Source organism: Polaromonas sp. (genome assembly GCF_016185115.1).
Taxonomy (GTDB): Bacteria; Pseudomonadota; Gammaproteobacteria; order Burkholderiales; family Burkholderiaceae_C; genus Polaromonas.
The window spans coordinates 1-20,929 of sequence record NZ_JACPOF010000015.1 but is presented as its reverse complement, the minus strand read 5'-3'; the positions used below and the strand labels follow the sequence as shown (position 1 = coordinate 20,929).

Annotated in this window: 19 protein-coding genes; all 19 read right to left on the bottom strand. The window is 52.7% G+C overall.

From position 1 onward, the window contains the following. Positions 1–85 precede the first annotated feature (85 nt). The 19 genes from HYX42_RS06585 to HYX42_RS06495 all read right to left on the bottom strand — a co-directional run bounded on the left by HYX42_RS06585 (position 86) and on the right by HYX42_RS06495 (position 20,565). On the bottom strand, positions 86–1,258 hold the full coding sequence (locus tag HYX42_RS06585) for a glycosyltransferase (protein ID WP_293401115.1): 1,173 nt from the start codon (positions 1,256–1,258) through the stop codon (positions 86–88). A gap of 40 nt (positions 1,259–1,298) precedes the next feature. After that, a complete protein-coding gene (locus tag HYX42_RS06580) occupies positions 1,299–2,879 on the bottom strand; it encodes a biotin/lipoyl-containing protein (RefSeq protein ID WP_293401113.1) in 1,581 nt (526 codons plus the stop codon). After that, positions 2,872–3,921 carry a transketolase C-terminal domain-containing protein gene (locus HYX42_RS06575; protein WP_293401111.1) on the bottom strand — a complete coding sequence of 350 codons (1,050 nt, stop codon included), beginning with the start codon at positions 3,919–3,921 and terminating at the stop codon, positions 2,872–2,874. The genes HYX42_RS06580 and HYX42_RS06575 overlap by 8 nt, the downstream gene beginning before the upstream one ends. After that, the gene (locus tag HYX42_RS06570; protein ID WP_293401109.1) at positions 3,918–4,859 is read right to left on the bottom strand and encodes a thiamine pyrophosphate-dependent dehydrogenase E1 component subunit alpha; all 942 of its coding nucleotides are present in this window, start codon (positions 4,857–4,859) and stop codon (positions 3,918–3,920) included. The genes HYX42_RS06575 and HYX42_RS06570 overlap by 4 nt, the downstream gene beginning before the upstream one ends. Beyond that, the gene (locus HYX42_RS06565) at positions 4,856–5,644 is read right to left on the bottom strand and encodes a TylF/MycF/NovP-related O-methyltransferase (RefSeq protein WP_293401107.1); all 789 of its coding nucleotides are present in this window, start codon (positions 5,642–5,644) and stop codon (positions 4,856–4,858) included. Before HYX42_RS06565 ends, HYX42_RS06570 begins: the two co-directional genes overlap by 4 nt. 250 nt (positions 5,645–5,894) lie before the next feature. Continuing rightward, on the bottom strand, positions 5,895–7,178 hold the full coding sequence (locus tag HYX42_RS06560; protein WP_293401105.1) for a hypothetical protein: 1,284 nt from the start codon (positions 7,176–7,178) through the stop codon (positions 5,895–5,897). 97 nt (positions 7,179–7,275) lie between these two features. Beyond that, on the bottom strand, positions 7,276–7,857 hold the full coding sequence (locus HYX42_RS06555; protein WP_293401103.1) for an acyltransferase: 582 nt from the start codon (positions 7,855–7,857) through the stop codon (positions 7,276–7,278). Beyond that, on the bottom strand, positions 7,848–8,924 hold the full coding sequence (locus HYX42_RS06550; protein ID WP_293401101.1) for a hypothetical protein: 1,077 nt from the start codon (positions 8,922–8,924) through the stop codon (positions 7,848–7,850). Before HYX42_RS06550 ends, HYX42_RS06555 begins: the two co-directional genes overlap by 10 nt. A 61-nt stretch (positions 8,925–8,985) precedes the next feature. Next, positions 8,986–9,702 carry a hypothetical protein gene (locus tag HYX42_RS06545; protein WP_293401099.1) on the bottom strand — a complete coding sequence of 239 codons (717 nt, stop codon included), beginning with the start codon at positions 9,700–9,702 and terminating at the stop codon, positions 8,986–8,988. Then, entirely contained in the window at positions 9,702–10,865 is a 1,164-nt protein-coding gene (locus HYX42_RS06540; protein WP_293401097.1) for a methyltransferase domain-containing protein, read from the bottom strand. The genes HYX42_RS06545 and HYX42_RS06540 overlap by 1 nt, the downstream gene beginning before the upstream one ends. Position 10,866: 1 nt before the next feature. Continuing rightward, a complete protein-coding gene (locus HYX42_RS06535) occupies positions 10,867–11,946 on the bottom strand; it encodes an ATP-grasp domain-containing protein (protein ID WP_293401095.1) in 1,080 nt (359 codons plus the stop codon). Then, positions 11,936–12,637 carry a metallophosphoesterase family protein gene (locus HYX42_RS06530; protein WP_293401093.1) on the bottom strand — a complete coding sequence of 234 codons (702 nt, stop codon included), beginning with the start codon at positions 12,635–12,637 and terminating at the stop codon, positions 11,936–11,938. Before HYX42_RS06530 ends, HYX42_RS06535 begins: the two co-directional genes overlap by 11 nt. Beyond that, the gene (locus HYX42_RS06525; RefSeq protein ID WP_293401091.1) at positions 12,634–13,656 is read right to left on the bottom strand and encodes a bifunctional 2-polyprenyl-6-hydroxyphenol methylase/3-demethylubiquinol 3-O-methyltransferase UbiG; all 1,023 of its coding nucleotides are present in this window, start codon (positions 13,654–13,656) and stop codon (positions 12,634–12,636) included. The genes HYX42_RS06530 and HYX42_RS06525 overlap by 4 nt, the downstream gene beginning before the upstream one ends. After that, positions 13,653–15,542, bottom strand: coding sequence for an asparagine synthase (glutamine-hydrolyzing) (asnB, locus tag HYX42_RS06520; protein WP_293401089.1), 1,890 nt, complete (start codon positions 15,540–15,542; stop codon positions 13,653–13,655). The genes HYX42_RS06525 and asnB overlap by 4 nt, the downstream gene beginning before the upstream one ends. After that, positions 15,542–16,726, bottom strand: a complete 1,185-nt coding sequence (locus HYX42_RS06515; RefSeq protein WP_293401087.1) for a DegT/DnrJ/EryC1/StrS aminotransferase family protein — start codon at positions 16,724–16,726, stop codon at positions 15,542–15,544. Before HYX42_RS06515 ends, asnB begins: the two co-directional genes overlap by 1 nt. Then, a complete protein-coding gene (locus HYX42_RS06510; RefSeq protein WP_293401085.1) occupies positions 16,723–17,724 on the bottom strand; it encodes an NAD-dependent epimerase/dehydratase family protein in 1,002 nt (333 codons plus the stop codon). The genes HYX42_RS06515 and HYX42_RS06510 overlap by 4 nt, the downstream gene beginning before the upstream one ends. 97 nt (positions 17,725–17,821) lie before the next feature. Next, complete coding sequence (locus HYX42_RS06505) at positions 17,822–18,919, bottom strand: DegT/DnrJ/EryC1/StrS aminotransferase family protein (protein ID WP_293402408.1); 1,098 nt, start codon at positions 18,917–18,919, stop codon at positions 17,822–17,824. Continuing rightward, on the bottom strand, positions 18,919–19,500 hold the full coding sequence (locus HYX42_RS06500; protein ID WP_293401083.1) for an acyltransferase: 582 nt from the start codon (positions 19,498–19,500) through the stop codon (positions 18,919–18,921). Before HYX42_RS06500 ends, HYX42_RS06505 begins: the two co-directional genes overlap by 1 nt. Before the next feature lie 6 nt (positions 19,501–19,506). Next, positions 19,507–20,565, bottom strand: a complete 1,059-nt coding sequence (locus HYX42_RS06495; RefSeq protein WP_293401081.1) for a Gfo/Idh/MocA family oxidoreductase — start codon at positions 20,563–20,565, stop codon at positions 19,507–19,509. Positions 20,566–20,929: the final 364 nt, after the last annotated feature.

The window sequence follows — 20,929 nt, the reverse complement described above, 5'->3', positions numbered from 1 at the left end:
CAAACACCGCTAACGAATATTTCGTAAGTAGTGAACAAATAGAAAGCCGCAGGCTTCAAGAACATTCATTCCACTTGCAGAATATCTATTCCAGAAAAATAAACTCACCATCGCGCCAAGCCGACCCGGCAAAGCGCCCTTCGAGAATACGATTGAATGACCTTTCCATTTGATGCGCGCGTGCCTGAATTGAATGGTTTCTCCAGACTACCTCCTGCCCTTTAGCAGCAATGGCCTGCAGTCGTGCAGGATCAGCAATCAATCTCAGTACCTGTCCAGCCGGGTCATTCTCATCAAGCAATACGGCGGACTCACCATCCCTAAATCCAAGAGACTCAAATCCAACGCAAGGCCTAGCTAGCAATAGCGCTCCAGACGCAGGGATCTCCATAAACTTGCGGATTGCAGCATCGTATGCGGCACCATCAGTCATTGAAACTTTGCTTTGACACAAGACCCGTTTAAAAAGCGCTCGATAAATCGTATGGGGAATAAAACGGGAGTAAGGAGACCAGCCGATTTTTGTAAGCAGGCTGAATATAAAGCGGTAGCCGGTAGAACCAACGCGCAATTTTTTATTCTTTTTGAGTAGGTCTAAGGTGCGCTCCCGAGAATAGTACAACTGACCGGCAACAGACACGTCATATGAACGCAGCGCTGTAGATGTGAAGTCGAATTCGTGAACCCCTACGAAGTGCGCAATATTTATGAACTTGTGACTGTTACTTTCACAGAAGTCATACCATAGTCCAAGCGGCACTATCTTGGCCTTACCTTTATAGGCACTTTCCAGCTCCATATATGGCAGCTCGGAGTTGGGTCGAGTGAATCCCTTGCCCCAAGTCACTATATAGTCAGAAAATTGATTAAGTTGACTCAACAACGCTGCGCTGATTCCAAACGTATCCAGATCCATCACAAAAGCCACTTTTGGTAGCGGGCTACTTCGCATGTAATGTTTGACATCTGTCATGAAAGGACTTATTGAGGCCTTGCTCCACTGCAGCAAACTGTACCGACGATAAAAATGCTCCGTTGTGTCAGGATTGGAATCGACCACCAACTGTGTTGTGGTGGCAATAAAATCAAAGGGGCCATGGGCTTCCGCGAACGCAGATAAGCCACGGTTTAGTTCATCATCGCTCACAAAGCCCGGGCCAAATAGAACAACATCGGCAAAAAGCTTCAGCATCCGGGGGATCAGCTGATTGGTAGGGTTGATGTATTTTGCGTTAAAGCCAACAAAGAGAATTTTCATATTCTGGCTTCAATTGATATCAAGAGATTTTTTAGCGCACTCAAATCAGCCCACCTTGATAGCGCCATGGTGTTGGCTGAATTTTGAGTCCGCGCTTGCGCAAATACTCGCAAAGTGTGCCTACCCAAACAGGGTTGCCGGCACCACTGATGAGTGGCGTTAGCAAGTCCATAATGACCACTCCCTCCTGAGGCACTTCTAGGGAGGGAGCAAGTGTCCATACCACCCAGCTTATGTTCTCACCCAAGGTACCTGCTAGAGGATCGGTCTGCAAAACAAGCCCGAACTCGCTCTCAGCATTTTTGACGGTGAACGCCTGATTGCCCTCTAGAACCAAGCGTGCTGTCTCATAGCCCTTTGCAGAAAGAAGCCGAAAAAGGTCATCAAATATTTCTCTGGCTCTTGCGGCTTGTCTTTGTGGAGATAAGGTTTGCTGCGCCTCACCAACCACACGGGCCGGTACCCCAAAGGCGAGTTTTCCCGCTGGAATGGAGTCAACCACATAACCATTCGAACCAATGACCGCACCACGGCCGACACGAGCTCCGGCATACACCACCGTGTTAATACCGACTTGGCTCGCGTCTTCAAGGACAACTGCAGAAAACCGGTTCTCGTGCCCGTGAAGATATGAGTGCCCAATGTTATGCGTCAGCAGAGTAGCTCGATTGGTTACGAATACGTTCTGGCCGATCAATACAGGACGGCAGGTATTCAGAAACACTTCACCGCCAATGTAAGAATTGTCCCCAATGGTTATGACCGCCCAAGGGTCGCGATGCCCGCCGCCACCAATTGTGATGTCATTTTCTGCCCACACGGCGCCCCCGATAACAGCTTGCTGGCATCTAAGGCTCAAACGGGGACCAAAACGGGCCAGCGGACCCATGATGAAGCGCTCGGCACACCAGACTTCGCCCCCGGCCTCGATAGATGCGCCAGTTGCCAGGACGATCTGCGGCGCACAGATAAACACGCCAGCCCCGAGGCGCACACCATCGCCAATGGATGCGCCATGTTGTCGGAGTAAGTCCAGCCGCTCATTTTCAGATAGCGCACGAAAAGCATCTGGATCAGCCCGCAAACGGAGCAAGAACTCAGGCGTCAACCGGCCATCCGATAGCTCACTGCTACCTTCCGGAAAAGTTAACCCAGAAAGGTTAATGCCATCCAAAAGCGGAAAGATGCCCCCACCAGAAAGATGACGCTCTATTTCAAGCTGTGCAAATCGCTTTTCTACATCGGAGGCGCTGATAAAACCTTCCGCCGGAAAGTCTGCAATGTCTAGGTGGTATTTACCCATCAAGTCCTGAGCTCTCCGAGAAACGCGAGCGTTCACGGCCATGGGGTTGGGCGACGCGCTCCCTGAACCCAGGCTAGGCGTCTCACTCAATTCGGAAATAGAGGCAAGTACAGCGCCAACCTCGACTTTTTCACCTACCTTAACTCTATGAATAAGTACGCCGTTGGATGGCGCCACAATTTCCGTGACCGTCTTGCTCGTCTCGACGTGGCATATCGTTTCGCCTGAAACAACCGCACTTCCATCGGGAATGACCCATTCGACCAGGACCACAAAATCAGCGTTGGCGTCAAGGGGTTTGAGCAGTATGTCAATCATTAAAAGCACTCCACCTGCCAGGTTTGCTCAATACAGCATCCATGACATCGCCCCAGTTGGGCAAGACATGTTGCTCAAGACTTGGTGCAGCAGGTAAGGACACAGGGAGAGCTCCAATCCGCCGTGGTGCTTCGCGCAACTTACCCCATACAGATGGCATCAACTTCGACACTAGCTCTGCGCCAAACCCGGCAATCGGCACACCTTCTTCTAGCGTTATGAGGGCGCCGGTGCGATGAACCGACTCCTTAACCGACGTACTATCAAGCGGCTGAAGAGAACCCACAATGACCACTTCGCAAGGTATTTCGTGTTCGAGCATCAAGGAACGCGCAGCGCGGATCGCGAGAGGAGCTGACCCACCATAGGTTGCAATCGTCCACATGGCTGGTTCAAAGCGTACAGGCGACAAAGTGATAGAGGGAAACGGCCCTTGCCCTTCCCTACACTGGAACATGTTCAACCAACCCTTCACATGTCGCTCGTTGAACTGCGCGTACATCTGCTTGTTTTCGATAAAAAACACGGGCGTATCCGAAGCGACTGCAGCTTTGAGCATCGCAGAAAGGTCATGGTATTGACTGGCTACCGCAACCAATATATTTGGCACTCCCAACAAAAGCGTTTCCAATGATTTGCTGTGAGTAGGTCCGTATCCCCTACCCCCTCCCATCGGGATGCGCACCACCAATGGCATCTGCGTCCGACCCTTGCAGGTGTCTTGGAAAGGGCTGATATGGTTAATGATCTGATCCAGCCCCAAAGTTAGGAAGTCACCAAACATGACCTCAACCATGGGACGGAAACCCCGTAACGAAAGTCCGCACGCTATACCAAAAATTGCAGACTCACTGATAGGGGTGCATAACACCTGGTCGGGAAAAGAAGTTGAGAGCCCCTTTGATACTTTGAAAGCTCCGCCATACGGATCGTCAAGGTCTTCGCCAATCAAGATAACCTCAGGCCGCGCCTCTAGAATCTCATGCAGCGCGACATTCAAAACCTGGACGCAGCGCAAGGAATTGTTGGCGACGGTCGTCATATCCAGAGTTCTCCCGAGCGAACCAGCCACTCTACTGGAGCCGAAGGCCCGGAGGCATGTTGTGCAGCTGCCAGCGATGCCGCAATGCGGGCCTTTGCCTTGCGCATTGCAGCATCGCATGATTTAGCATCAAGGCTGGCCTTGGCAATACTCAAAGGATCGTATGCCCGATATCGCTCGATCTCGCTTCTGGGCCGAAAATCATCGCCTTTACTGTGCGCAGCGAATCTGTAAGTATTGATAACAAGCCAGAACGGCTTGCCCGCTTCCCGTACATGCTTCAACGCTCTGCCTGCTGCCCGATAAATAACATCAACATCGGTAGAGTCAACCTGTTCGCTAGCAACGGCAAAAGCCTCAGCCCGCGCAGTGAGGGATCCGGCCAAAGCACGCTCGATAGGAGTTGTTTGCGCATAGCGATTGTTTTCTACGACCACGAGAAGCGGGAGAGACCAGAGAGATGCCATATTGAGGGTTTCATATACGACGCCCTCGCCTAGCGTACCGTCTCCTATAAAAACGACGGTCGCAGCGCCTGTCCCAGCCCTCTTTTCAGCCATTGCCATACCTGCGGCGACTGGAACAATCCCTCCCTGCACGCCGTTAGACAGGAAACGGCCGCTATGAAGGTGCTGACTCCCCCCCCGGCCCTCGCAAACTCCACCCTCACGCGCCAGAATTTCCCGAAGCAATCCGTCTACGTCGTCGCTGTAAGCAAGATAGTGCCCATGATTACGATGGTTACTGATCACGTTATCGACCATGGGATTGAGATGACGTATCACGCCTACAGCATTAGCCTCTTGGCCGATATAAGTATGCGTGGTGCCGGGCACACCGCCCGCAGCATAAAGCTCGAGCACGACCTCTTCAAAACAGCGTATGAGCACCATTTGCTCATACGCTGCAACGGCATCGAAGCCTCCAACTGCAGTCACTTCTTCACCAGCCAGATGGTTGGCTGCAAGGCTATTGGTGAGACTTTCATCTCAAAGCGGGCATGCGCTTGGTCTTCCAGAAATTCGAGCAGGGCGATGCCTTCGCCCGGGAAAAAATCGGTCAACGCCTCATCAAATGCAATGATTCCACCGGTAGCCATACGCGGGCCAAGGAACTTCAGTGCAGCCTGGCACGGCTCATAAAGATCGAAGTCTACGTATGCGAGGCTCACCATGACGTGAGGAAACGCATCCGCAAAAGCTGGAATAGTGACTCGGGCATCACCCTTGACCAAATGCACCCACTCTTCGTAGCCGAACAGTTGAATACTCTTGCGAAGAACATCCTCATTTCCGGTGTAATGACCTTCCATGGCCCGGCTTTTTTCTCCATCCAGCGCACCAAAAGTACGGAGGCCCTCGAATGAATCGAATCCGAACACCTTCTTAATGCTGTTGGAACTGTACAACTGGAGAAGCTTTGCCATGAACATCAATTTGGCGCCGTGATGAGACCCAAACTCCATGACATGGCCGGGTACATCCATAGTGTCCCGGACCAGATCATGAACAGCCATGTAGGTGGCTATCGTTTGGGTACCAGCGTACAAACCAAAGTGATCAACAAAATGCCATAGATCAGGACTGCCAATTTCTTCAGCAAAAGCTTTTCGGCGAGCCAAATAATCTTTGGCATCTCGACCATGACGCCTCAAACTTTTTAACTCTTCGAAACTAGAGAGAAGTTGGGGATCTACCGCTACGTTGGTATTGCTTTGACTCATCTATTTACTCTCGCTATAAACAACCAAAATTACCTGAACTGAGCGTAACATGAAGAACAATATCGCTTCTGTCGGATGCCAACGTCGCGCCGCTTCAAGGGCAGTCTATTGTCTGCCAAGTGGTCACGCGTATTTGGTCGTATGTAATGCTCGTGCTGGCACGTTCGGCAAACTGCTGTTTTATTGGTCAAATCACGTTGCAAGCCATCAAGGCCACAAAAATTCGTGGCGCCAACAAGCTATGCGGAAGCTAGCCAATCTGAAAACTACTCTTGAATACGGCCCAATCGCTTGAGGAAATAACCCCAGTGATTAGGCCAGCACCAGGCTCTGAAAGGCGATCCGTCGCGTCAGCAATCCCATCATGCTGAATTTTTGGATGAGCGGCTCCCCAATGAGCTGTGGCATTGATCATGCTGCATAGATAGGCGCATCCATTCTGCAACTCAGCCTCCTCCAAACCCGAGATACGACGGGAAATTAGGCCCTGTACCTTCTCCCAGTTCTGGACCAAGTCCTCCGAGCTGGCGATGGCATCCATCCAAGACATGCCAAATGTACGGAAAAATAAAAGTTGCATATCATCTATAAGAGCACTCTGAACTAAAAACTGATTAACTTCCGCCGCAGGCACGCCCCAGCTACGTTCAATGAAAATCTTGCACAGGCGAAGTAACTGCCCGCCATGCATGCGCGAAAGCTCCAGGAACAGCGTTTGAAACGCCTGTTTATTCCACAAATAGTCCAGCATATTGAACTGCTTTGGATCAAGCGTCTTTAGAAATTCAAGGCTGCCCGCAGGACCGCCAAGATTCTCACGCCCATGTGCCTGAAGAGTGTCGTCATAGAGTTTCATGGCCGCATCTGCGCGACCGTAGACGGATCGAAATATTCGCTGGCGCGGGTACAAAGGTTCATCCTGCCACCAGCCCGGGTGGGTCAGTACCTGAAGGCGTGGCTCTTCTGCCCTATTCAGCACGTTGTGAAGCCGACGGTATCGCCAGTAACCGTTGGAGTCGGAGCAGTAAGGAATGCTATCCTTGAATTTTCGCGAGTAGCAGTTAATGAGGCCACCATAAGAGTCTCGCTCACAGGTCAACAAAAAAGCATCGGGATTATGAAAGCTGAATGCGGTTGGCTCGACGCCAAACCAGTCTTCCAGCCAGCCAGACTCTTTTGCAACAAGTTCATCAAGCTCATCCTCTGAGTTGATCTGGTAAAAAGCGGCATCAAAATGCAATCCTATGTCATGCCCACAAGCCAGTATGACTTCAATAATTGCAGCCTGCTCCCGTTCAAGCAAGTTGTAGAACTCGCAATGGGGATTCAGGAAATAAGTCGAACGGACATCGTGAGCCTGCTCAATACGTGCAAGACGCATTGCACGATTCAAAGAAAAATCGCAGTCATGACGCCACAGCACAAAGCGCTGATCAAGGGCTATCTCCCGATACCGAATAAATCTGTACTGCGCTTTCGCAAGCTCAAGTAGCGTTGCGTAATGTTCAACCGTAAAGTCTGTGGTATCCGTCATCAGTATTCTTTAGATTCTGCTGCTGTGAAACAGCCATTCCTGGTGTCAGCGCCAACCAGGTGAGTGACCCATGAAATGCCGCAATCAGGAGTCGAGCTCAGCCAACACCAAAATATTCAAGGGTCACCGTTTGATCGTCATGCACATTGACCCTGCCTATCACGCGACCCGGAACTCCGCCCACGATTGCGTAATCAGGGATGTCAGAGGTGACGACGGCACCCGCACCCACCACGCAGTGGCTACCAATAGTTACGCCCCTCGTGACTACTGCCTGAGACCCAATGAAGCAGCAGTTCCCAATTTTAATCGGCGCATATTCATAGGGCTCGCGCCCTCCAGATACGGCCCACTTGACGGTGTCATGGGTGACAATCTGGCAACCAGCCGATACTGAGCAGTTTTCACCTATTGACAATCCGCCGCTACCGTCGAGCGAACAAAAGGGGCCAACCCATGTGTTTTGTCCGATCTCAACATCACCCACCACGGTTGTGGAATTGTAGATAGTGACATTCTTGCCACGGCCAACCCAAAACTCACCACGCTCTTTCCAGTCAAAGATGTCCTCGTATGAAGGATTGATGCGCTTGAACTTCGCATGTACGTCGCGCCGCAATTCCAGGTGCAAGGCCCTTAAATCCCGAAGCAAGGCGGAGAGCCGCTCATTTAGAGCCATGCCATATCTCCGACGAAATCCATAGCGGGGCTGCTGGCGAGCGCCTCTCTTGCTGCGTCCTTGGGATTGAGGCCTCGAAGCCGGGCTCTTGCCATTGCCTCGCCGACCTTCAATCCTGCGGTATACAGCGTGAGCACGGGCCGTGGACCCATGTGGTAAGGCTGATAGCTCAAAAATCCAGCCGGTAAAATGTCTTCTGGAAAATATCGCAACCGGGATGCTTTTAACGAAGTTATATCTATGTTGCCGGAAATTATGCCCAGCTTCAAATCGGGATTAACGTCCAGTATTTCGCTGTAGTCGAGAAATCCATCTTCACCCAGCAATTGATGGTGATGCCGGTGCTCCGCCACCACCATGATGTCGTACTCTTGCCCGTGATTTGAAAAGTGCTCGCGCAACTGCTCGTAACGAAGATCACCCTCTGGTTCGGCTGACACCCAAGTCAGATCTATGCCGGTACGGCGCATCTGGTCGGCAATCGCGCCTGCAGGCAACGGCGCATTGCCCAGCAGCAGGACTTTCCCGCCATCAAACCCCAGCTCGAACAACAACTTCAAGGCAAACAGGCCGGTAAAAAACCGAAGATCGCAGGGAGGTTCCTGCTCCTTGGTGCCGAGAACGAGTGTACCCCTCGCCTTGCAGGCACTCAAATCGAGATCTGCAGCACGGAACTCCCATGTTTCCCACATCAGCGGAATCACGGCGGTAGGCTTTAGCCTGGCAACAAGAGCGCTGTCAAGAGGCCGTACGAAACCACTGTTGGTAACGATGTCGCTTTGGGCCAACCCTTCGTCAAAGCGCCCTATTCGAACTTCAATGTTGTCTGCCACACCAAAGGCTGACGCGGCTCGCATGGTCTCACGGCACACCACTTCGGCGGTGGCAAAGCGGGAATCGCGTGTTTGGGCAAATACCTTTCTTGCACCTGCAAGTGCCGCCACGATGGGGGTCAGGAGATAAGTGCCCGAGGCCGCCTCTGTGTAGACGGTCAGACCAGACAGATCAACGCCGAAGTGGCTGATCAGCTGGGCGGGTAGAGCACGGTTCAGACCAATGTTGAACATGGAGATAGTGGCGCATTGACAATGCGTATATGAGAGGAGCAATTCGCGGTTATGGTCACATTCACCCCAACTCCATCAACCTCAGTAGTGAATTCCGCGCGCCCTCACCTTCATAACGATTTTTTAAAAGTACATCGGGCTTGCGTACAAAATCGCGCAAGCCTTCGTATCTCTCTTGGCGTTCGCTGTTGAGATAAATATGCATCGGATGAAAGTCAAAAATCTTTAGCCCCTCGCGAAAAGCCAAATCCCTGATCGGCGTGTTCTCGTGGAAATAAAAACAGGCACTGTCCTGATAGAAATATGGCGCATGAACAAGCCCATACCAATCTGCGTACGGCTTCAGAACAATGCCGCTCTGTTCGGGAATAAGGTGGTTGGAAACATTGGTGATTCCCACAGACCGAATTGCTTGGGAAATAACATCACCCCAACTCAGGGAATGGCTCCGAAATGACTTTGCACCAGGAACAATGGAGGCAAGCCTATTTACGACCTGCGCCGCAGACAGCCCCCCCACTTGGGGCGTACCACGAAGAAGCTCATTGAAGTTTGGATGAAGCCCGAGTTCAAATAGCGGATTTTCGGCGATTCTCGACAAGAGAGGCGTAGCGTGAGTAGCAAAAAAAGTAGCTCGAACGCCCGCTTTTTCAATGAGTTCGATCGAGTCAAGCAGGACCTCGTCACAGGCCCAATCAATGTCCAGCGTCAAAAACACCGCATCACACCAGGACGTTTCGTCCTGCAATTCGATTTCATTGAGTTTTTTGAATTGCATCAGTTCACCACTTCTGCTGATTCAACCCGGTAAAAGCCGCGATCACTCACAGCAAAGATGTTTTTCTGTACGCCGAGCCGTTTAAGTTTTTCGATGACAGGCGGAAAGTAAATAGGATTGAGTGACAGCAGTACAACCGACTCGGATTCGAGGCCAGCCTTGTCAACCGGGACGATCTTCATATCAGTAAGCGGCATGTATTTTCCATGCAGCAAAGGATTGTCATCAATAACGGTAACCTCTGAGAACGCCGAGGGGTCGACGGCCTTTGAATACAGAAGGCCTGTCAATGACATGCTCACCCCATATATGAAAACCTTCTGGCCTTCGTGTCGTCGCATAAACGGAGCAAATTCCAGCATGGTGCTGACTCCATTTTTCAAGGACCTGGGCTCATAGGCATTGGTACTCCATCCAAATGCACAAATCAAGCTAGCCTCATCGTCCCGGGACAAATACAAAATCTCGTAACCCCGTCGCCTGAGCAGCGCCTGAAGCGATTGCCTGCAAAAATAATGCGGATGTTCATGAGCAAGAATATTGAGCATTCCAGCCTTCGCCACTGACTGGATGTTGGGCACCTGAATGATGGCCAATCCCTCTTGGCGCAAATTTTTATCCAAGGCTTCAAAAAAAGTATCCAGATGCACGATGTGCTCCAGATTAAACCGTGAGACAACATAGTCAAACGAGTCCGGCACTGTGGTCGAGCCGTAGAAACCATCGATGAAGTGCACCTGCTCGCTGCTCTTAGCCCCCGGATTGATAGCGGAACATAACAAGCCGCGGTCAAGAAACGGCTTCATTTGCGCCACGTCATCGCAACCAATTTCCAGCAAGGTCCCCTTATTTTTTTTCAAAAACAAGTTGGCAACGCCATCAAAAGCTTCTCGATATGGCGCCTGTAGGGATTCAAGATTTTTGAAGGGATACAAATAGTAGTAGTCCTCATACAGTTTCCTTGCAAAGCCTTCGTCAATATCGTTCAGAAAGACATGGTGGCAGGCACTGCACATCCATGCAGTGATGCGCGCCGCACTGACAGTGTGGCGTTTTTCTGCTTCGATAGGCCACAGAATGGCTGGAAATGTGTCATACGCTTCCAGCTTCTCAATGTCAACAGACATGCAGGCCGGACAACATTGATAACTAACTACGCTCATCTCAACTCCTTCTTGTCGCTCCGACCCGCATTTCGGTCAGGTTTCGCAGAATGACTGCTTCTTCGTATTCAAAGTCGACCAGGATGTCGTTCCCAAAGATGTGCTTCCTTATAAGTACGTCAGGTTCGTTATAGCCAACCATCGCGCGAATGGATGTCGTGCCCGAGAAACGGGGGTTGATCTCAAAAACCTTGACGCGACCATCCACAAACCGGCATTGAATATTGGTTGCACCACGGCAACCGAACGCACGCGCAATCTCCTTGCACTGACGAGTCACCTCTGCGTGTCGACCAACATGGCCATGGCTCACCCCGGAGCTGATCACGAGGGTAGCGCCCAGCTCGCTGCGTCCGGTACGGTTTGGTACGGACATCCTTATATTCAGTTGTCCCGAAAGCATTCGTCTGACCGCTATCGAATTGATGTAGTTACCATCCATGTCATGAAGCACGCCTACGGTGTATTCGGAATCCGGTGTGCCCACATACTCCTGAATAAGAAAATTGCTGCCTGCCGCCGCAAGACCCAGATAGTCGGCCAAGCCTGACAGCTCAGTCATATTCTGGGCAATATACACATTGGCAGATCCACCGCCACCGACCGATGGTTTCACCACAACAGGAAACCAATCTATCTTTCTCAGGTCATCCCGACTGGACGCACGCATATATCGTGGTGCATCAAAACCCAAGGCAGAAAGACGCCTATTGGTGTCTTCCTTGTTCATGCAGGTCTCTATCACTGCCGCAGGGTTTATAGGCAGGAATATCCCTCTCCCCTCAATCAGGTGCCGGTTAGCCGAGAATTTTTTCAGTTCGGGTTCACAGCCGTGGAACAGCGCCTTGACACCGAATCGATCACACGCATCAAGCAATACGCTGACGTAATCCGGGTCAGATGCAAGAGGAAGCTGCGCGCGTTCGTCCACCCAGTCAAATTGGGGGCAGTCGGGATTGGCATCCGCACCAATGATACGGTAGCGGTGTCCTTTTGCGAGCTTCAAAGCCTTGAGTATCTGCTCACCATGACCGCCACCCCCTATGGCCGTCACCATTATCGGAAGCTGATCAATGGACAAAAAGTTCTCCCTCGTAGTGCTCGGGCTGCCTGGAAAATAATGCCAGAACATCTTCATGAATTCCGGTAACCTGAGTCAGACAAGCAGCTGTCGCTTGACGGATATCAAAACGAATAATTTTGCTCTCACCCGAACCTTCATCAAAAAGGGCAACAGATCCAAAGGCGCCATGATCCCGGGGCAAGCCGCAGCTTCCGGCATTCACGAACAATGTTCCAGCTTCGGTGCGGACAAATGGCCTGTGCGTATTTCCCATAAAGACATACTGTGCGGAAACATCGAACTGTCGAAGGTCTGTGTCCGGATAAACATAGCCATAAGTGTGATCCACCGGACTGCCATGAATAAACAATGCGCGCCCCACAGGAAAATCAAGTTCCAACATGGGGGGCCATGCGCTGATGGCTGCGAGTTGCCGGCCGCTAAGCATGGTCCGTGAGCGCTCGTGCTGATAGACCGCCTCCTGCACAGGATTCAGCCCCCCCTTGAGAATCAAGTCTTCATGGTTGCCGCGAATACAAACAATCTGCGCTCCCAACGCATCTATTGAATCCAAGACGTCCGGCATAGGCAGGTAACCCAAGGCATCTCCCAGAAACACGAATCGTGTGGCGCCCATTTGCTTGAGTACAGATATGCCTTGGTCAAAAGCTTGCCAGTTGCCATGCGCATCGGACAGAACACCCATCATGGCGTGCCCGCTTCCACGCGCACAACGTTGACCTCTTTTATATCGTCGTCACGCGCCCAACGGCCAGTGAAACAAGCTTCTTCTTCGTGGAAGAAAATTTCCCGCAAGCGGTTAGCTGTAGCCAAGTTGGTAACCTCTACCCTGTCGAATCGCCTCGCATTAGATGGGCTATACCAGTCAAAATTACATGCTATTGAGTTTTCCAGACCAAGGTCAGCGTTCCAGAAGCATTTCAAAAAGTTCCAGTAGATAAAGCGCTGTACATCATAGGTACCCGCTTTGATGCCAAGCGCCGGAATGGCCGGTGACTCAAAGCTGATGTTGATATCCGTCAACCGTTTACCCAATTCCGCCAGTTGCTCGGACATGGCCCAAAGCTCTTCGGAGCTCATGTCAGCGCACTTTGTACGGAAGTAATCATCGAGTAACTCGCGCGGCAATGCTTTCTTGGCATAAAAGTAGCACGCAAGCTGCCCCTGCACTGGTCTCGTAATGGTAGCCAGCTGCGAGAATGTCCGGTCCGGGTTCTGCGTGTGCATGATCACCTGATCGCAACTAACGTAGTCAATACTTCCAGGTTTGAAGACCGGGGCGGCGATGTCACCCTGAAGAAAAACAAGATTGGGAACAGCCTCATAGGTTTTGGCAGCGATAGCTGCCGCTTCTGAATAGTCCATGCCGATGACCAAAGAATCTGGCGCAAGTTCAGCAAACCATGCTGCCTTGTATCCCAAACCACAACCAGCGTCATAAATGACCGCTTTGCTGCGCAAGAAAGTTGCCAGCTCAGATTCGTTTTCAAACCCGTAAAGCACCAAGTACCAGTTCTTTTGCAGCGTCCACGCTTTATCCTGCTCGTCATTTCGAGCTTGTCTGCTCCACTTCTCGGAGAACGCTGCGTTCGTCTGCAACTGTTCAGCCCGCGAGTCCAGCGCTTGGAGACTCAGAAAATTCCCGCGTATGACGCGCTCTTCCCTCAGGACTTCAGACAGTAATTTCAAGGCGCTTGCCGCTTTCATAATTTTTCCTCGAAAACTTGCTCCATATAGGCATCGAGGTTAAGCAAGGACCATATCAAGAGGCGTCGGTTCTGCTTGCCATCGAGATGCTCATTGACCAATTCAAGAATGGCCTGTCGATCTACCCATTTGTAAATGTGCGCATTGCCATTGAGAAGCTTGTGCTTGACAAACTCAATGCTTTCACCCTTGAACCAGCTGCTATCAGGAGCGGAAAAGCCCTGTTTCTCAGCATTGGCAATGTCTTCCGGAATGTACCGACGCATGACGTCGCGCAGGATTTGCTTTCCGTCCTTGGTTTTTTGGAAAAACCTTGCAGGCTTGTTGCCCTGCGTGTTTTCGTTCATGGCGACAGTGCTTGTGAGGTTGTTGAGTTTCAAATGCACGGGGCACTGCATGGCAAACTCGACAAGGTCATTGTCCATAAACGGCACTCGTGTTTCAAGGCCATGCGCCATGCTCAGCTTGTCTTCGACGACAAAAAGTCCGTGTAAAAAAGTCTTCGCCTCGAAATACAGGGAGTGATTGATGTAATCCTCCGGGCGATTCAGATCGTTGTTGTGCGTGCGAAACACGTCGCGGAAAATATCACGCGTATTGACGTCTTTGACATCTCCCCACACTGGCGCAAAAACACGGGCCAGCATCTTGTTTGGGACCATACGTTGCCAAAAATCGTAATACTGATCAATGTAGTGCTCGAAATCCTGGTTGACAGTGGCCCTGTAGTAACGCCACGGATAGCCACCAAAGAGTTCATCGCCGCCCGCACCGGAAAGTACAACCTTCACGAATGCCCTGGCAAGTTGGGCGGCATAGTAGTTGGGGTAACTCTGACCGACCCTCGGCTCTTCAAGATGCCGTGCAAGTTTTGGCATGCACCGCTCCATGTCACCGGCCTTGAGCACCATTTCGTAGTGCTCCGTTTTGAAACGCGCTGACATCGCTTCTGCCTTGGTGCGCTCATCAAAACCCAACTCGATCCCGGAGGCGGAACTCAAGTCAAAGCCGCAAGTGAAGGTTTTAAGATAAGGGAATGATCTCGCGGCGATCGCCGTGATTGAACCGGAATCAATGCCCCCGCTGAGATAGCTCCCCAACTCGACATCCGTGACCAATTGCCTGTTAACGGCCTGCCTGAATAACCGATCCAGCTCTTCACGATATTCGTCATCGCTTGCGCGTTGATCGGGCTCGCGGAAACGATAGTCCCAATAGCATGTGCGCTTGAGCGATGGCTTGGCCTGCTTCATGTCCAGCACCGCATGATGCCCGGCAGGAAGCAACTGGATATCCTCCAGCAAAGTGCGATCGGTGAAAATGTTTTGGAACGTAAAGTATTCAAGCAGCGCTGGTTTATCGAGGCGACGATCGAAACCGGTTTGGGCGAGGATCGCTTTCTGCTCGGAACCAAATGAAAACGTATTTCCTTGATGACTCACATAGAGCGGCTTGATGCCGTAGCGGTCACGCGCCAGCAAAAGGGTTCGCTCCTTGCGGTCCCAAAGAGACAATGCGAACATTCCATTAAAACGCTGTAGCGCGTCGGTACCCCAATGGACCAACGCATAGAGCACCACCTCGCTGTCCGTCCTGGATCGAAACCAGTAGCCTGCAGCCTCCAGTTCACTGCGCAGTTCCCGGAAGTTGTATACCTCCCCGTTGTAGCTAAAGACATAACGGTGGTCCATGGAAACCATGGGCTGATGCCCGGCGGGAGAAAGATCAAGGATCGCCAGCCTGCGATGACCCAAACCTACATTTCCCTCGATCCAGTGGCCCTCCCCATCAGGCCCCCGGTGGGCGATCGCATCCGTCATTTTTTGCAAAACGGGAGGCGCTACCGATGCGCCGTTCAGGTGAACGATTCCGGCAATGCCGCACATTACTGAAAACCTTCGGCTACCACATCAATGACGTACGCCTGCTCCGCCTCGGTCATGCCATGAAATAAAGGTAAAGAAATGCTGCAGTGGTTTGCGACATACGCGCAGGGAAAGTCTTCGGGGCTCAGCCCGTATTTTTCGCGGTAGTAGGACAGCATGTGGACGGCGTGCGTTGCAGGCCTCGTCGATATTCCACGCTGCTGCAGTTTGTCCATCCATTCATTGCGCATCGCGTTAACGCGCAAGACGGATGACATATTGACCGGTTCTGGCTGAAAAAGGCATGGATAGGATTGGTAGCCATGTTCGTAACCTTCAAGCTTTGCCGCCGTTCTAAGCCAGCCCAAGTCTTCAAACGCGCCGTCATAAACAGCCGCCAATCGCTGACGCTCAGAAATGATCTGTTGTGCGCGGTCCATCTGCGCGCTGCCGAGCGCTGCCTGTAAATCGGTCATGCGCTGGTTGTATCCCGCGTCAGGATGGTCGGCAAGCAGGTAGGGGCGAGCTCCCAGATGACGCTGTAAATCCGACATGGCTGCACCATGGTCACGCAGACGACGAAGCTTTTCAGCCAAGGCCGCGTCGTTGGTGGTAATCATGCCACCCTCTCCAGTCGTTATGGCCTTGCGCGGATGGAAGCTGAAACACCCGGTATCACCAAGAGTGCCTACGTGGCGCCCCTTGTATCTGGCGCCGAATCCGCAGGCGGCATCTTCCACCACAGCCAGTTTGTGCTTCGCTGCAAAAGCCAGGATGGCCGACATGTCTGCAGAAAGGCCAAACAAATGCACGGGAAGGATCGCCCTGGTTCGCGGCGTTACCAGCCTCTCAAGCTGGGAGACGTCGAGATTGAAAGTAGCAAGGTCGATGTCGCAAAACACCACCGTCCCACCCAAATGTTCAACCACATTTGCGGTGGCAATCCAGGTAAATGCAGGAACAATGGCCTCATCTCCTGGTCCAAAACCCAAAGCGGCCAATGAAAGATGGAGCGCCGTGGTGCATGAAGTCACCGCAATCGAATGCTCCGCGCCGGTAAACGCGGACCACTTTTCCTCAAATTCACGAACTTTAGGCCCCTGCACAAGCCACCCGGTCCGAAGCGGCTCAAGCACGCTCTGGATTTCAGTCTCAAGCAGACTGGTGCGAGCGATAGGGACGTTCATCTTTGAGAACTCATTCACGCTGGCAGCCCCACCGAACGCCGGCGGGCCTGGACTTCCGCCTTGTGCTCTGCCCGCCACTCAATCAGGCGTTTGAGGCCGTCCATCAAATCGATGCCTGCATTGAAAGCAATTTCCTCGCTGGCACGTTTGGCAGAGCCGATGCGGTTTCTCACCAGCGTGGCCTGGCTGCGTGGGGCATAGTTGATTGGCTTTTTGCAGTCCGTCAGCACCAACAGCATTTCTGCGAGCTGCTTGAGAGAGGTGCGCTTGCCCGTGCCCACGTTGTAAAACCGGTCCCGGGTCTCGGCCTTCATGGCGCAAACATTTGCGAGGCCACAATCTTCCACCGCCACAAAGTCAAAGGCTTCGGAACCATCGCCCATGATGGTCGGGCTTTCACCGCGGTCAATGGCGTCGAGCATTTTCATGATCACGGCGATGTAAGCACCGTGGTAATCCTGCCGCGGGCCATAGACATTCATGTAGCGCAGGCCGACATAGTTAAGGCCGTAGCGGAAGTGAAACGGCCGCAGCATGGCTTCTCCGCATATCTTCGTCGCGCCGTAAAAATTCTGGTTGTTAAAGGGGTGGTCTTCCGTCATGGGTTCTTCGACTGCATCACCGTAAACGGATGCCGAAGACGAATACACCAGGCGCTTCACGCCCTTTTTCACACAGGCTTCCATCACATTGAAGGTGCCCCTCACATTCACATCGAAAGCGCTTCGGGGAAATTCGTGGCACTGCAGGAGCCAGAGCGCAGCGAGATGAAAAACGCCATCAGCTCCTTCAAGCGCCGCTTCCAGAATGTCGGTCTGCAACACGTCGCCACCTGCTTCATAGACCTTGACGCGCGGGTCTTTCAAGGCGTTGTGCAGATTTTCCATGCGGCCGCGGACGAAGTTGTCATAGATGACAATTTCCTTGACGTCTTCCTTGACCAGGTGATCTACAGTGTGCGATCCGATCAGGCCGGCACCACCTATCAGTACCAGTTTTTTGCCTTTGAGTTCCATTCATCCACCTCGTTTGAAAAAACACTTTCCCGATGTATGCGGGGTCTTGTCCTGAACGCCATGCCCAACCACCCGTCACGGCGTAAGGGCATAAAAATCAATGTCCTGTCGCCGCAGCCAGTTCCGATGCAATGCGAGCCACACCCTCGGCGGACAGGTCCGGATGCATTGGCAGGCTCATAACCCTCCCAGCAGCATTGCCAGCCATGGGCGTGCAATCCGGGCAACAGAGGTGCGCATATGCGGGCTGCAAATTAAGCGGCAGAGGATAGTGAACGGCCGTCGGTATGCCTGCGCTTTTTAACTTGCCTTGCACGGCGTCGCGGTTATCAACGAACACTGTGTACTGTGCAAATACGCTGTTGCGGTCCGGGCGTTGCGCGACACGCGAAATCCCCAGTCCGTCGAGTGTAGCGTTGTAAAGTTGCCCGATCTCCAGGCGCCTCTCTATCTCCCAGTCAAACCGCTCCAGTTTGGCCAGTACCACCGCACATTGCAGCGTATCCATGCGGCCGCCCAGCCCGACTCTTGTATGCACATACCTGCGGCTCTGCCCGTGAACCCTGATCTCGCGACATGCCTGTGCAAGCGCATCGTCATTCGTAAACAGTGCGCCGCCGTCACCATAACAACCAAGAGGCTTGCTCGGGAAAAAGCTCGTGCATCCGAACGTGCTCAGATTGCAGCTCTGTCGCCCTTTGTAAGTGGCGCCGAAGCTCTGGGCCGCATCCTCGATCACAGGAATGCCACCATGGCGCGCGGCAACGGCGTTGATGGCATCCATATCCGCAGACTGGCCATAAAGGCTTACGGGCATGATCGCTTTGGTACGTGGGGTGATTCTGGCTTCGATGAGGGCTGCGTCGATGTTGCAGGTGTCGGCCTCAATGTCCACAAATACGGGTGTCGCGCCAAGCAGGACGATCATCTCTGCCGTGGCCGCAAAGGTAAACGGCGTGGTGATGACTTCGTCACCCGGCCCGATGCGCAGTGCCATCAGGCTGATAAGCAAGGCTTCGGTGCCGCTTGCGCAAGTGATGCAATGCCTGGCACCCGTCAACACTTCAAGCCGCTCTTCAAGCTCCCGGACCTCGGGCCCCATGATGTATTGACCATGGTCCAACACCGCATTGATACGCTGCTGGATCCGGGGCTTGAGGGCCTGGTATTGCGCCTTCAGGTCGATAAAGGGTATCAGTGCGTTCGACATAAGCATTCGCCATCGACCAGTTCGTAGATATCAGAGGTATGGGGGCACGTAGCGGTGGCGTTGCCTGCCAAGGGAAGATCGAGGCGCTCGCCAAAACGGCTCATCCAGCCGATCTGGCGTGCGGGTACACCTGCCATAAGGGCATGGGGCTTGACGTCGCGGTTGATGACTGCCCCCGCAGCGACAAATGCGTATTCGCCGATGACCGTGCCGCACACAATCGTGCAGTTGGCGCCCAGGGTAGCGCCCTTGCGGACAACAGTTGGCCGGTACTCGTCCTTACGGCCTACGGCCGAACGCGGGTTGTAAACGTTGGTGAACACCATACTGGGCCCACAAAACACGTCATCTCCAATTTCAACACCGTCATAAATTGACACGTTGTTCTGTATCTTGACGTTGTCCCCGATGACGACCTGGTTGGCTACAAAGACATTTTGTCCCAGCGAACACCCTCGGCCAATGCGGGCGCCCGCACAAACATGTACCCAGTGCCAGATTCGGGTTTCTTCCCCAATTTGCGCGCCGGCGTCCACGATGGCGCTCGGATGTATGTATGCAGACATGCGTGGTCAGTATTCGAGCGGCAGGGGCACGCGCTTGCCGTCGCGGGCCGACAGGTAAACGGCAATCAACACCTCCAGAGCCTTGAGACCCTCACGTCCGTCTGCCTCTGGTTCGGCTTCGCCACGCAAGGTGTTGATCACATTGTTGTAGTACAACGGATGGCCGAATCCGTAAACGGACGTGGTCTCATAGCTGGCCGTCTTGACCTTCTCGTCATCCTCGTGCGGTTCCGCAAACTGCCATTGCTGAATTTCATTGACTGCCACGCCACCGACGCGAACTGTGCCCTTCTCGCCAAGAATGGTGATGCTGCCTTCGAGGTTTTTAGGGTAGGTGAGCATGGTCACATTCATGGAACCCAGCGCACCGGAGCGCCACCTGACGTTGAGCACGCCGGAATCCTCGACCTGGATGTTGCGCTCCAGCGTGCCTGTATAGGCCTGTACGCTCTCTATGGGCCCGATCAGCCAGTCAAGGAGATCGACATAGTGGCTGGCCTGGTTCATGAAAGCGCCGCCATCGTACTCCCAGGTACCGCGCCATGCGGCGCTGTCGTAATACTCCTGTGGCCGGGTCCAGAAAACGTTGATGTTGACCATATAGATACGGCCAAAACGCTTCTGGTCCACTGCGCGTTTGAGAAGCTGCAAGGTCGCGTTCAGGCGATTCTGCTTGACCACGAAGAGCCTGCGATTGGCCTCGTCAAACGCCTTGACCATGCGCTGACCATCATGCCAGCGCGTAGCCATCGGTTTTTCTGTCATGACATGCAGTCCGGCGCGTGCACACTCAATGGCCTGCTCCGGATGAAGCCCACTCGGAGTAGACAGCACAACGATGTCGGCCGTCGTTACTGCCAGCATTGAGGTAACGCTTCTGTGCCCCCTGGCCCCGGTTCTGGCTGTAGCTTTTTCAAGCGCATCGGCATTGGTATCACATACGTCGACGAGTTCCATCCGTTCCGAGTGCAACCTGATCGCGTCGAAATGATTGCTGGAAATACGTCCACAGCCCACAAGGGCAACGCGAATCTTCCGGTCAGCAATTACAGGGTAGTCATGCATGGTGTGCGCAAATATTGAGTTTGATAATAGTTTAGAAATTCAGCACAACACAGTGGGGCCCGGGCTTCATGGATGTATTGTTGCAACGGCCACCCGGAGAAATGCACCTGCAAATCACTTTGATCCTGCCGCGTAAGGTTAAAATTGTAAATTGTCCCTGAATGTGTCTCCCGGCGTCACATTCACTAATATTTGATGGCTGCGGGGCGATGTGCGTGCAACCTGGACTTGACCCGTTTCAATAGACACCTGATAAGGTCGAAATTGAAAAGGAGAAAAAGTCATGAAGAGAGTCAGCTACACAGCCGAATTCAAGGCTGAGGCAGTCAAACAAGTCATTGAACGGGGTCACGGCGTGGTGGAA